Raw genomic sequence first — 13,095 nt, 5'->3', positions numbered from 1 at the left:
AGTGTTTCCTTGTTAAGAAAGCCGGTTATCCGGCTTTTTTTTCGTCTTTAATTTGGGTTTCTTCAGGGATAGCGAAGGGCTATGGCTTTGATAGGAAATTAAACTTATCGCGATAACTATTGTTGCGATAATATCTTCTCGTTCCCGGATGACCCGGTTAACCCAAAAAGTATCAGAGCACGAAAAAGGAAACCCGAATGAACGTACTTTATAAAGCAGCAGTCACTTCCACAGGCGGCCGAGATGGTCATGCGAAATCCTCCGATGGCGTGTTGGATGTGCGATTGACGACGCCCAAAGAACTGGGCGGCGCCGGCGGAGAGGCGACGAACCCTGAGCAACTATTCGCAGCGGGTTATTCCGCATGTTTCATCGGCGCGTTGAAGTTTGTGGCGAGCCAGCAAAAAGCCGCGCTTCCTGCTGATGTGAATGTCCGCGCTGAGGTGGGAATAGGGCAGATTCCTGGCGGTTTTGGTCTGGATATCGACCTGTTCATTGAACTGCCCGGTTTGGAGCTGGAAGCGGCGCAAGCGCTGGTCGACAAGGCTCATCAAGTGTGCCCATACTCCAATGCGACAAGAGGAAATGTGGACGTGCGTCTGCATGTCGCGAACTGAGTCAGACTGGGCGGCGCTATGCTCTCGGCTTCGATGCGGCGCCCGGGATAAAGCCTCCAACAGGAGGCTTCGCTGTGTTTAAAGACCGCCCTCGAATCCCAGCTGGCGCCAGGCTTCATAGGATACCAACGCGACGGTGTTGGACAGGTTGAGGCTGCGGCTGCCTTGTCGCATGGGGACGCGCAAGCAGGACTCCGGCCCCAGATCGTCCAGCATCTGTTGGGGGAGGCCGCGGGTCTCCGGTCCGAACACCAGGGCGTCGCCGGCGGCGAAGGACGCTTCGTGATAGTAGGATTTGCCGCGAGTGGATAGCGCGTAAACCTTATTGGGACGCACGTCGTCCAGAAACTGTTGAAAATCCCCATGTCGTTTTACTGGCGCGTACTCGTGGTAGTCCAGACCGGCGCGTTGCAATCTCTTATCGTCCCAGGTGAATCCAAGGGGTTCGATAAGATGCAGGGCGAATCCGCAATTTGCGCAGAGTCTTATGATGTTGCCAGTGTTGGGCGGGATTTCCGGTTGGAATAAAACAATATTCAGCACGTTCAGGCTCTTTTTTGATTGGGCGCTCCGGCGACGTCCGGGCGTTGAGTAAAGCATTCATCTCATCTTGGCGGGCAGGGCGCGCCGAAGGGCGTCTATTTTTTCTCTTACTGGGTCTTTCTGCAATCATTTGAGGATCGAATCTGTGTATTCTCCTGCCAATGCTTCTCACTTTGCGTTAAGTAGTTTGTATTAATAATTTTAGTTGTATAACTACTTTTTCTGCGTTCTGTAATATTTCTTTGCCTTGTAGACGTATTCCTGATCAATCCTATCGTAAAAAATACCTAAATTTATCTCGTAATTGTCTGTATATTATGCGGTTTGTAGGGGTTTTGTTTCTGTTGTTTAAACGTGTCTAATTGGTGTGGATTGGTTAAATGCTTAAATATTAGTTAGAATTGAAAGCTGTTTTTTAATTGGGTCTAACAATAATGCTTAGCCGCACCCCCATTGGAGGCGTTTCTGAAAATGCCGCCGAGCCCTTGTCGCAGAAGGCGTCCGGGATGGCGCGGCGGCATAGACGAGCAACAGAAGCCACTGATGAAAAATAAGTTAGTTGTTAAGAATTTGTACAAGATATTCGGCGCAGAACCGGACGCTGCGCTGAAACTCCTTAACCAGGGCGTGGACAAGTCGGAGATATTTTCCCGAACAGGGCAGACGGTAGGCGTCTGCAACGCCAACTTCGAAGTCAGGGAAGGCGAAATATTTGTTGTGATGGGGTTGTCCGGCTCCGGTAAATCAACGTTGGTGCGTTTACTTAATCGATTGATCGAGCCTTCTTCCGGCAATATTCTGGTGGATGACGAAGACATCATCGCCATGAATGACGAAGCGCTTCTCAATGTGCGCCGCACCAAAATGAGCATGGTGTTTCAATCCTTCGCGCTCATGCCTCACCTCAATGTCGTGCAAAACACCGCCTTCGGGCTGGAGCTATCCAGCGTTCCTGTGACCGAACGCGAGGCCAGAGCCATGGAGGCGCTGGAAAAGGTTGGCTTGAACGCATACGCCAATAGCTATCCGGACGAACTGTCCGGAGGCATGCAGCAGCGGGTCGGTCTGGCTCGCGCCCTCGCCAATGACCCTCATATCCTGCTGATGGATGAAGCATTTTCCGCGCTGGACCCGCTTATTCGCACGGAAATGCAGGACCAGTTACTGCAACTGCAGGAAAGTGACAAGCGCACCATCATTTTTATCTCCCATGATCTCGATGAGGCCATGCGCATTGGCGACCGCATCGCCATTATGGAAGGCGGGCGCGTGGTGCAAGTGGGTACGCCGGAGGAAATCCTCAATAACCCTGCGGATGACTATGTGAAATCCTTTTTCCGCGGTGTGGATGTCACCTCCGTGTTGAGCGCCGGTGATATCGCCCGTAAAACTCAGGTTACTCTGATCGAAAGAGAAGGGATGGGAGTACGCTCCGCGTTGCAGCGCTTGAAAGAGCATGATCGGGATTTTGGCTATGTGGTCGGCCCGGATCGGAAGTTTCACGGCGTGGTGTCAGTGGACTCGCTGCGCGCCAGCAGTCAGGCCGAGGCGCAGAAAATCACCAGCGCTTACCTGTCTGAGGTGGAGCCGGTGACCTCGAATGTCTCTCTGGGCGAATTGATCGGCTCCGTTGCGCAGGCGCCTTGCGCTCTCCCGGTCGTGGACGCCGATGGCCGCTACGCTGGCGTCATAAATAAGGCCACGCTGCTTGAAGCGTTGGATCGCAGCAATGCAAACGGGCATAGCCGGGCTTAAGCCGGAAATAGTTATTAGAGGTATTCATGGCTGACGATAAACAAGCTTCCAATCCCTGGTCCACGCCGGCTGAAGATGCGCCGGAACCTTCCGCCAACCCATGGGGCGCCTCGGCGGGCGATGGCGCGGCGGCGAACGAACCGGCTGCAGATACGGCGTCGGGATGGTTGGACGCCCCGGCGGATGAGCCGCTTCAAGATACTCCTTTCGATATTCTCGATCCTTTTCAGGATGCAGTGATTCCCCTCGACAGTTGGGTTGAACAAGGGCTCGACTGGGTGGTGAATCATTTTCGCCCCGTATTCCAGGCTATTCGCTGGCCGATCGACATCACGCTCAGTTCCATTGAAGCGGGACTACAAGCCATTCCGGCAACTTTTGTGATTCTGTTTTTCGCGCTGTTGGCGTGGCAGTTATCCGGTCGTAAATTAGCGATCGGGTCGCTTATCAGTCTTACTCTGGTGGGGTTGATCGGCGCCTGGAATGAGGCGATGGTAACCCTGGCGTTAGTACTCACTTCCGTTCTGTTCTGTCTGCTTATAGGCTTGCCGACTGGCATCTGGCTGGCGCGCAGTGATCGCGCCGCCTCGGCGGTCAGGCCACTGCTGGACGCCATGCAGACCACTCCCGCATTCGTCTATCTGGTGCCCATCGTCATGCTTTTTGGCATCGGTAATGTGCCGGGCGTGGCGGTGACGATTATTTTCGCCCTGCCGCCGTTGATTCGGCTGACCAGTCTGGGCATTCGACAGGTGCCGGAGGATCTGGTGGAAGCGGCCCGCTCTTTTGGCGCCAGTCCGCGGCAGCTTCTGTTTAAAGTGCAACTGCCATTGGCGACCCCGACTATCATGGCCGGAGTCAATCAGACGCTGATGCTGGCGCTGTCCATGGTGGTTATTGCGTCCATGATCGCCGTAGGCGGTCTGGGGCAAATGGTATTACGTGGAATTGGCCGGCTCGATATGGGGCTGGCGACGGTCGGCGGCGTTGGCATTGTTTTGCTCGCCATCATGCTGGACCGTATGACTCAGGCTTTGGGTCGGGACGCACGCAGTCGTCCGACCCGTCATTGGTATGACGCTGGCCCGGTTGGGCTGGTGCGTCGCTGGATGGGGAAATCCGCAGAAGCTTCCTGACGACGCAACTTATATCGGGCGACGCGTGTTAAAGGCGCCGCCTTGATTCATCCCTCGATAAATAAAGTCATCGAAATTACTGATAACAAACAGGAGAAATTGATGAGCTTGAAAAGTATAAAGAGCTGTTTCGCCGCGCTGGTCATGGGCGCGCTGTCTTTCACGGCGCATGCTGAAGGTATGCCGGGCAAGGGCGTGGAGGTGCAGCCTCTGAAAAGCTCCATAGCGGAAGAGACGTTCCAGACCTTATTGGTCATGAAAGCCCTGGAAAAGCTGGGCTACGACGTCAAGCCCATTAAAGAAGTGGAATACGCAACGGGCCACGTTGCGCTGGCTAATGGCGACGGCACATTCATGGCGGACCATTGGGATCCGCTGCACGTGGATTTCTTCACCAAAGCCGGCGGCGACGAGAAACTGTATCGTGAAGGCGTCTATTCATCTGGCGCGCTGCAGGGCTACCTGATCGACAAGGCCACGGCGGACAAGCACGGCATCAAAAACATCAAACAGCTGCAAGATCCAAAGATCGCCAAGTTGTTTGACGCAGATGGCGACGGCAAGGCGGATCTGGCTGGCTGTAATCCTGGGTGGGGCTGCGAGAAAGTCATTGAGCACCACTTGGACGCATACGGCCTGCGTAAAACTGTCGCTCACAACCAGGGCAGCTACTCCGCCATCATCGCGGACACCATCGCCCGCTATAAGCAGGGGCAGCCAGTGTTGTACTACACTTGGACGCCATACTGGGTCAGCGGCGTGATGGTTCCTGGCAAAGACGTAGTCTGGTTGCAGGTGCCGTTTTCTTCTCTGCCGGGCGAGCGTAAAGACATCGACACCAGCTTGCCTGACGGCAGTAACTATGGCTTCCAGGCCAATAATCAACGTATCGTGGCCAATCTGGAGTTCGCCAAGAACAATCCGGCGGCGGCCAAGCTGTTTTCCATCATGAAAATCAGCGCCAACGACATCAGCGCGCAAAATCTGCGTATGCGCGATGGCGAAGACAGCGCCGCCGAAATCGAGCGTCATGTTGACGGTTGGATCAAAGCCAATCAGAAGAAGTTTGACGGCTGGTTGGAGCAAGCTCGCGCTGCGGTCAAGTAAGACCTGAAGAGTCTGTGGTCAGACGGAGGAGCTGCGCAGTCATGCGGGCTTCTCGACCACAGGCTTTATTTTCCTCTCCTTTATCATCCTTTTATTCTGTACTTATTCCGCACTTAAGCTGGCGGGCGCGCCTGCGGCTTGTCTCTATTTAGCGGTATCTAATTCAGATCTCTTTGCCGTAAAGGCTTGAGGTGAAAACCTCCCCTAAGAAAGAGGAGGTCTATAGTGAGTGCGAGATGAGGTGATTATCTCTCTACCGCCAGCGCTACGCCCATGCCGCCGCCGATACAAAGCGTCGCCAGACCTTTTTTAGCGTCGCGTTTGACCATTTCGTGCAGCAGGGTGACCAGAATACGGCAGCCGGATGCGCCAATGGGATGGCCCAGGGCGATGGCGCCGCCATTAACGTTCACCTTGGCGGTGTCCCATTCCATATCGCGATTCACCGCAATCGCCTGGGCGGCGAAGGCTTCGTTGGCTTCGACCAGATCCAGATCGTTCACGCTCCAACCGGCTTTATTCAAGCAGCGACGGGTGGCGGTGACCGGGCCGACGCCCATGATGCTGGGGTCGACTCCGGCGTTGGCGTAAGCAGCGATAGTGGCGATGGGCGTTAAGCCAAGTTCTTTGGCTTTTTCTTCACTGCACAGCATGACGGCTGCGGCGCCGTCGTTCAATGAAGAGGCGTTGCCTGCGGTGACGGTTCCGTCTTTTTTGAAGGCGGCTCTCAATTTGCCCAGCGACTCCGCGGTGGTTCCGTGTCTTGGGTTTTCATCTTTGTCCACGATGGTGGGGTCGCCCTTGCGTTGCGGTACGCTGATGGCGCAGATTTCTTCTTTAAATCTGTCCGCTTTCTGCGCGGCTTCCGCTTTTTGCTGGGATTGGGCGGCGAAGGCGTCTTGCTCTTCGCGGCTGATGCCGTATTTCTCGACGATATTTTCCGCCGTGACGCCCATGTGGTAGTCGTTGAACGCATCCCACAGGCCGTCTTTGATCATGGAGTCTTCCAGCGTCCAGTTACCCATGCGCTGGCCGTCGCGGGACTTTGGCAGCACATGCGGCGCCTGGCTCATATTTTCCTGGCCGCCGGCGATAACGATATCGGCGTCGCCGAGCATGATGGATTGGGCGGCCAAATGTATGGCTTTCAAGCCGGAGCCGCAGACTTTATTGATGGTCATGGCGGGAGTGGAGTTGGGCAGACCGGCGTTGATGGACGCCTGACGCGCGGGGTTTTGACCGCAGCCTGCGGTAAGCACCTGGCCGAGCAGCACTTCATCGACTTTGGCGGGATCGACGCCGGTTTGTTCCAGTAACTTTTTAATCACCGCCGACCCCAGTTGGTCGGCGCTGAGTGTGGCGAGGGAACCGCCGAATACGCCCACTGGGGTGCGGGTGGCGGCGACAATGACGACCTTCTTCATATGAAATCTCCTTTCAATCCGTCAGTGTGTGAACTGATGCTTTGTCATCCTCAAGGCGTTGACGTTTCCGGGCCTGGAGGATGAGCATACTTATTGGTGTTGTTTTTTATAATAACGCTTTGGTCGAAGATGCAGGCAATCGGCCGCAGGCTTGAGTCAGGTCAAGCTGTCGTCTTCGTCGTCATCTTCATGAGTCTCTGGCGCATAGTCGCGTTTGAAACGTTTAACCGCACTAATGCGGCGGCGCTGAATTTCTTCTCCCAGCTTCACACCGGTGTAACCCTGGGCTACCAGCTCCTGCGGCTTGATCTGCTGACACGCTTCCAGAACGCCGCGCAAATAATCCGTCTGAGGATACGGTTTTTGCTCCCATCCAGTCCGACCGCGGGCGTCCGCCTCGCAGGCGAGCAAGAATAGTTCGAAACGGTCCGGCCGGCGCCAAGCGTCGCAGGATTGCAGTAGCTTTACCAGTGTATTGGCGCGCAACTCCAGAGCGCGATGGCAATGGGTATGATATTGGCAGGTCATCAGGGCCAGTTCTTTGAACAGCTTGGGCGCTTTGACCCGCTCCGTCAGCGCTTTCACCAAGTCGACGCCGGCCGCTTCATGGTTGTGATGTTTGGGCCATTCCTCTTGTGGCGTGACGCCTTTGCCCAGATCATGAATCAAGGCGGCGAAACGCACTTCTTCCCGCTCGCTTAGCAGGCAGGCTTGCTCCAACGCCATCAGGCTGTGCAGGCCGGTGTCCACTTCCGGGTGGTATTGCGGTGTTTGCGGCACGCCGAACAAGGCGTTTAATTCGGGGAAAATATCCTGCAACGCGTGGGCGTCTTTCAGCACCTGAAAGTAAACGCGGGGCTGTTTCTGTCCCAAGGCGCGCACGGTCTCCTGCCAGACGCGTTCCGCAGTCAGCGCTTTCAGCTCTCCTGACGCCTGAATATCCTGCATGAGTTGCAGGGTTTCCGGCGCCACGGTGAAGCCAAGATCGGCGTAACGGGAAGCGAAACGGGCGACTCGCAACACACGTAGCGGGTCCTCGGTAAAGGCCGGAGAAACATGGCGCAGAATGCGCGCCTCCAGATCCTGGCGACCATTGAAGGGGTCCACCAGATTGCCGTCGTCGTCCATGGCCATGGCGTTAATGGTCAGGTCGCGACGCAGCAGGTCGTCTTCCAGAGAAATATCCGGGGAAAAATCGCAGATAAAGCCTGTGTAGCCTTTGCCGCTTTTGCGTTCCGTGCGGGCGAGGGCGTGCTCTTCTTTGCTGTCCGGGTGTAGAAATACAGGAAAGTCCGCGCCGACCTGCTGATAGCCCTGGTCCAGCATTTGTTCCGGGGTGGCGCCGACCACGACCCAGTCGCGGTCTTTGACAGGCAGGCCGAGTAAGGCGTCTCGTACAGCTCCGCCCACTAAATATCGTTGCATAGAGTCTCGAATAGGTGATTTCTGAAAGGGTAGGTTACTTGGAATGACCAGGGGTCACAAGGCCGCCAGACCGGTGAGGCAAGATCGTTCCGCTATGCAGGCGCCTGAGGGCGCTCAGGGACACAGGAGAAGCCATCGGATACTCGCCTAATAGTTTGATTGTTAATGCAATTCTATTTATTTCTCCGCTCCGCAGACCGTCTTGGCACGAACTTTTCTAGAAGACTCAATACAACGCGGGCGTCATTGGACGTCGCCGCAGGAATTGTATTGGTACTGAGGGCTTCCAGCGTGAGTAAACAGATTCAAGCAGTGGTATTGGCGGCGCTCGCCTACCTGTTGTCGGCCTGTGGCCTGTACGGCCAGAAGCAAGAGCCCATTGACGACAACATCGGCAAAGATCCTATCGTGGTGAGGGTGTCAGGGTACGCCACCTATGAGGACCCCCGCCACGCCACGTCCCAGCGTCACCGTCTGCTGGCGATGCGCGCGTCGAAGCTGGACGCCTATCGCGCTCTGGCGGAGCGCATCTACGGAACGGTGATATACGGCTCTTCCACGGTGGAAGCGCTGGTGATGCAGAACGACGGCTTTAAGACCATGGTGGACAGCGTGATTCGCGGCGCCAGGGTGATGAGCGTGTCGGAGCTGCAGGGCGGAGGTTATGAGACCGTATTGGAAGTGGTGCTGGAGGCAAGATTTCGCCGCTGCCTGACCAACGTCAACTATTTCCGCTACACCGAAGAATGCCGCATGCCGTTGCCCCATAGCGATCCGGACTTGCGCGCAAGCATGGACTCTCCGGCGGGAGCGGCGGGAAGCAGCGCCGGAACCGGCCTGTACTTTCTGGATGGCGATGTGAAGAAGTGAAACGCGGGGGCCTATCATGACACTGTTGTTCAACCGAAGACTGTCGTTGCTGTCATTATCCAGCATGTTGGGGCTGCTGCTGACCTTGGGCGCCGGCGCGGCGCATGCAGAGTGGGTGCGGGTTACGGGACGGGCGTTGATATACGGTGGCGACTACCAGCAGGCGCGCAAGGCGGCGCAGGAAGACGCTCTGCGGCAGGCGGCGCTGATGTTCGGGGCGGAAGTCTCCAGCACTGATCAGATGGAGCTGGGTCGTCTGACTCAATCCAGCGTGAGCGTCAGCAGTCGCGCCAAGGCCAAGCGAGTCGTCCCGGTTAGCGAGGAGGTGGAAGACGAGACGCTGGTGCTAACTGTGGATGCGGACATGTATGAGCAGCCGTTATGTGATGGCGCTTCCGTCAATGCCTATCGGCGCAAGCTGGCGCTGCTGTCTTTCTCCCTGCAGGACCCTCGGCAAGCTTCAGTCGGCGGTCTATATGGCGTGGAGCGGGATATCCCCAGTTACCTCAATCAGCTTTTGCAGTCTTCTCCACGTCTGGCGGTGCATGAGGCCAGCCAGTTACATCTTTACGATGAACTCGCCAATGCGCCGACCCATGAGACCGAGCAGCGCACGTTGACCAAAGCGGTGGCGGCGTCGCGGGATCTTGGCGTGCAGTTTGTGGTGTCCGGCGTGGTCAGGAATATTACCCTGCGTGACCCTGAAGGGCTGAAACGCTCTGTTCTCAACAATACGCTACGCTTCGTGGGCTTCAAGGATACCTACCGGGTATTCGATGTGGAGATGTTTATCCATGATGGTTTCAGCGGCGCCATTCTGTTTCAGAAACGCTATCGCACCGGCGCTGACTGGGAGGCGCGGGCGGATGAGCATTATGGTTTGCTGTCCGCCGGGTTTAACGAAATGGAATATGGTAGAGCAGTGAAGCGGGCGCTCATGAGCATGGCGGGCGATATCGAAGAAAATGTGTCCTGCCAGCCATTTATGACTCGCATCTCGCGGGTGGAAGGGCGTCAGATCATGTTTGAGGCGGGCGCCAATGCAGGCATCCGCCCAGGGGATACTTTTCAGATCTATCGTTCGCGCCAGCTGTTTGACGCAACCCGGTTCCAGGGAACCGAGCTGCGCGACGTCAAACTAGCCTTGCAGGTGGATCAGGTGCAGCCTGAATTTTCCATTGGCCGCCTGAATATCGATCCCACCCGTCTGAACATTCAGATGGATGATGTCCTGATCCGTTGGTGACCTTTGCTTGTTTACCTATTACTGGTATACCCATTATTGGCTTACAGATCGCTATGCGGACCAAATACCTCATAATGGATGCGCTCTGCGTCCACGCCACATGACAACAACTGTTGTTTCGCCATGGCCATGAATGGCGCGGGACCGCACAGATAGAAGCGGGCTTGCGCCAGTGGAAGCGTCTCGGCGACACTGGGTATGTCCATCAGGCCCTGAGCATGATAGTCCTGACTGGGTTGATCCTCGCTGCGGGGCTCACGATACCAGACATACGCGGACAGGTTTTTCCTCTGGTTCTGCAAGTCGTTCAGACGCTGTTTGAAGCTGTGTTGAGCGCCGTTTTCGCAGGCGTGCAGGTAGTGAATCGGCGCATTGTCGTCTGCGGCGCTCAGACGTTCCAGCATGGACATCATCGGGGTCAGGCCGACGCCGGCTGAAATCAGGACAGTGGGGCGGCTGCGCTCTTCGTGTAACACAAAGTCGCCTGCGGGCGCCATTAATTCTAGTGCGTCTCCCTCTTGAACATGGTCATGCAGATAGTTGGACACCAAGCCGGGCTGTTCTCCAGACTCGCGTTTCACGGATATGCGATAAGTGGTTCCGTTAGGCGCTGCCGACAGAGAATACTGACGTATCTGTTCGTAGCCGTCAGCAGTTGGCTTGACCTTGACCCCGATGTACTGGCCGGGTTGGAAGCCGATGACGGCTCCGCCGTCCTTGGGCGCCAAGACAAAACTGGTCACCAGCTCGGACTCCTTTTGTTTCGACTGCACGATAAACGTCCGGGTTCCTTTCCAGCCCCCATGGGCTGTGGCGCGCGCCTCATATAACGCGCCTTCCTTCGCAATGAAAATACCGGCGAGAAACTGGTAGGCCTTGGTCCAGGCCTCTCTGATTTCCGGAGTGAAGGCGTCGCCTAGCAGTTCCTGCAGCGTTTCCAGCAGGTGATGGCCGACGATGTCGTACTGCGCGGGTTGGATGTTGAAGCTTGTGTGTTTGTGAGCGATGCGCTCGACGGCGCTTTGCAGCGCTTCAGGCGTTTCAATGTGCTTGGCGTAGGCGGCGATGGCGTTAAACAGGGCGACCTGCTGCCCACCTGAATGTTGATGGCTGCTGTTGAAAATATTCAGCAGCTCAGGATTGTGGCTGAACAATCTGCGGTAAAAATGCTCAGTGATCGCCACGCCCCCGCTTTCCAATACCGGGATGGTGGCTTTGATGGTTGCAATAGTGTTGGAATCTAACACTCTAACTCCTTCTTGGATGGTAAATAGTCGTAGTGGTATTAAAGGGAGAGCGCCGCCGAATTGTGTGGCGGCGCTTCCATGAAAATCAGCTGAAGCAACGGTCAGTTGGTGCGAAAGACAGACGGACCGACATATAGACGTTAGGTTCAGCCAGGTTTTCCGTCCGCACGAGGCGCACTAAGAATGCCTGCGTAATGAATAACGAAAACCAGATACGCCAGCGCCCAAAGTGCTGCGGAGATGCGCCAGGCGGCGGGAGCCGACATAAACAGCGGCAACCCTGCGCGGACGACCGCCGCCGCCAGGATCAGCGCAAACGCCCAGGCCATCAGCGCTGGCGGCTGTAGAGGGCGGCCAGTGTGTCCCAAAGAGACCCGGGACATCATCGCCAGTATCATGCCGCCAATGGCGCCGACGGTCACCAGATGCAAGGCGTCCGCGAAATGCATACCCTGTGACAGCAGACTCAAGCCCATGCATAACTGCCCGAGAGCCAGCGTCAAATAAGATAAGTGTAGTGACCACAGCAGCGGCGCGCCGAATGTTTTCAGGCTGCGCCAGTGCGCGATCCGCAATAGCTGCAGCGCGCCTGTCGCCAGCAACAGCACTGCGACAGTCGGCGTCAGTGCAGGGAGAAAGCGTTCGCTGAAAAAAGCCAGCACAGTCAGAGGCATCAGCAGCGCCAGGGCTTTTTCCAACCAGCCGGGCGCTGTGACGGCGTCGAGGTTTAATCCTCGCTGCGTGAAAAATGGAATGACCCGTCCGCCTAAAAGAGTTATCAGCACTCCCATCATCAGGATGCCGGTATTTAGAAGGTGCAGAGCTAACCCCGCATCGGTGACGGCTACTGAAGCAATGTCCAGTGTCGCCATCAGTATCAAAACCGGCGCGATAATCAGGTTGCGATGGTTGCCTGAACGAACCAGTAAATTGATGAACGCCAGCGCCGACAGGGCCCACCACAGTATCTCCGCGACAATCGCCAGACGCAGCGCATCACCGCCGAGAAAAAATGCGATACGGGCGGTCAGCCACAGTAGAACCAATGTCGCCAGCGCCTTATTTTTCACGCTGGGTAGGCCTGTCCAGGTTTGCACCGCCGTGAGCAGAAAGCCGACGACAATCGCTCCGCCGAACCCAAACAACATTTCATGGCCGTGCCAGACTACCGGCGACATGGCGGTGAGCCAGGGCGTCGAGCCATTCAGCAGCAGTATCCAGTAGACGATGGCGACAATGGAGAACAGCGCGCCAAACAGGAAAAACGGTCGGAAAGCCAAACCCAATAAAGGGAGGGGCGGGCGCGAGTTGCGGTCGCTGGCGATAGTGGTCATGAGATTTTAATCAGCCTCCATTCAGGGCGATGCGACGATTACCTATCAGTCGTAAAACATAGCCCAGTTTCAGGGCTCCGGCTGACACCACCATGGTGATATGGGCGGCGACTTGCTGGCCGATGCTGAATTTGTCCGCATAGGGGTAGCAAATCAGCGCGGTGGCGACGATAACGACTATTGAAGTCGCCAGCGTTCTGTCGCCAATCTTCATCAGTCTGGCGGCGAAACCGTCGAGGTTTGCGTGGGTCTGGTTCATAGCATTCCTCCTCAAGATGCGTATTAACCGGAAGTATTGAATCTGTATGTGCAATTGCTTTGCCAGGTTGGAATAGCTTGAAAATAAAGGGGAAAGCGCTGGATTTAAGCGGCGAGAGGGTTAAAATGACCC

General features: G+C 56.0%; 12 protein-coding genes. 6 read left to right on the top strand and 6 right to left on the bottom strand.

All coding sequences use genetic code 11. From position 1 onward, the window contains the following. The first annotated feature begins 197 nt into the window (after positions 1-197). The gene (locus tag O5O45_RS19350) at positions 198-617 is read left to right on the top strand and encodes an organic hydroperoxide resistance protein (RefSeq protein ID WP_127973105.1); all 420 of its coding nucleotides are present in this window, start codon (positions 198-200) and stop codon (positions 615-617) included. A 78-nt stretch (positions 618-695) separates the two neighbouring features. On the opposite strand, the gene trmL is transcribed toward O5O45_RS19350, so the two are convergent. Continuing rightward, positions 696-1,160, bottom strand: coding sequence for a tRNA (uridine(34)/cytosine(34)/5-carboxymethylaminomethyluridine(34)-2'-O)-methyltransferase TrmL (gene trmL / locus O5O45_RS19345; protein WP_305900994.1), 465 nt, complete (start codon positions 1,158-1,160; stop codon positions 696-698). A gap of 543 nt (positions 1,161-1,703) precedes the next feature. Here trmL and proV point away from each other — a divergent pair. From proV to proX, 3 genes are all read left to right on the top strand, one after another. After that, positions 1,704-2,915 carry a glycine betaine/L-proline ABC transporter ATP-binding protein ProV gene (gene proV / locus O5O45_RS19340; RefSeq protein WP_305900993.1) on the top strand — a complete coding sequence of 404 codons (1,212 nt, stop codon included), beginning with the start codon at positions 1,704-1,706 and terminating at the stop codon, positions 2,913-2,915. A 26-nt stretch (positions 2,916-2,941) separates the two neighbouring features. After that, a complete protein-coding gene (gene proW / locus O5O45_RS19335; RefSeq protein ID WP_305900992.1) occupies positions 2,942-4,051 on the top strand; it encodes a glycine betaine/L-proline ABC transporter permease ProW in 1,110 nt (369 codons plus the stop codon). Positions 4,052-4,153: 102 nt separating this feature from the next. Beyond that, the gene (gene proX / locus O5O45_RS19330) at positions 4,154-5,158 is read left to right on the top strand and encodes a glycine betaine/L-proline ABC transporter substrate-binding protein ProX (protein ID WP_305900991.1); all 1,005 of its coding nucleotides are present in this window, start codon (positions 4,154-4,156) and stop codon (positions 5,156-5,158) included. Positions 5,159-5,403: 245 nt separating this feature from the next. On the opposite strand, the gene O5O45_RS19325 is transcribed toward proX, so the two are convergent. Both O5O45_RS19325 and O5O45_RS19320 read right to left on the bottom strand, forming a co-directional pair. Continuing rightward, positions 5,404-6,582: an acetyl-CoA C-acetyltransferase gene (locus O5O45_RS19325; protein ID WP_305900990.1), complete on the bottom strand. Its 1,179-nt coding sequence runs from the start codon at positions 6,580-6,582 to the stop codon at positions 5,404-5,406. Positions 6,583-6,738: 156 nt separating this feature from the next. Further along, positions 6,739-8,007 carry a multifunctional CCA addition/repair protein gene (locus O5O45_RS19320; RefSeq protein ID WP_305900989.1) on the bottom strand — a complete coding sequence of 423 codons (1,269 nt, stop codon included), beginning with the start codon at positions 8,005-8,007 and terminating at the stop codon, positions 6,739-6,741. A gap of 291 nt (positions 8,008-8,298) precedes the next feature. On the opposite strand from O5O45_RS19320, the gene O5O45_RS19315 reads away from it, so the two are divergent. Together O5O45_RS19315 and O5O45_RS19310 are read left to right on the top strand one after the other, a co-directional pair. Next, positions 8,299-8,877 (top strand): LPP20 family lipoprotein, encoded by a 579-nt coding sequence (locus O5O45_RS19315; protein WP_305900988.1) that lies wholly within the window; start codon positions 8,299-8,301, stop codon positions 8,875-8,877. A 16-nt stretch (positions 8,878-8,893) separates the two neighbouring features. Next, positions 8,894-10,123: a flagellar assembly protein FlgT gene (locus O5O45_RS19310; protein ID WP_305900987.1), complete on the top strand. Its 1,230-nt coding sequence runs from the start codon at positions 8,894-8,896 to the stop codon at positions 10,121-10,123. Positions 10,124-10,164: 41 nt separating this feature from the next. Here O5O45_RS19310 and hmpA read toward each other — a convergent pair whose 3' ends face one another. The 3 genes from hmpA to O5O45_RS19295 form a co-directional block, all read right to left on the bottom strand. Then, positions 10,165-11,370: an NO-inducible flavohemoprotein gene (gene hmpA / locus O5O45_RS19305; protein ID WP_305900986.1), complete on the bottom strand. Its 1,206-nt coding sequence runs from the start codon at positions 11,368-11,370 to the stop codon at positions 10,165-10,167. Between the two features lie 146 nt (positions 11,371-11,516). Next, on the bottom strand, positions 11,517-12,704 hold the full coding sequence (locus tag O5O45_RS19300) for an NnrS family protein (RefSeq protein ID WP_305900985.1): 1,188 nt from the start codon (positions 12,702-12,704) through the stop codon (positions 11,517-11,519). Positions 12,705-12,714: 10 nt separating this feature from the next. Further along, a complete protein-coding gene (locus O5O45_RS19295; RefSeq protein ID WP_305900984.1) occupies positions 12,715-12,963 on the bottom strand; it encodes a hypothetical protein in 249 nt (82 codons plus the stop codon). Between the last annotated feature and the right edge of the window lie 132 nt (positions 12,964-13,095).

The sequence above is a fragment of the Hahella sp. HNIBRBA332 genome (assembly GCF_030719035.1).
GTDB lineage: Bacteria > Pseudomonadota > Gammaproteobacteria > Pseudomonadales > Oleiphilaceae > Hahella.
Note: the sequence above shows the minus strand (reverse complement) of the source record. Positions and strands in the feature narration are given on the sequence as shown.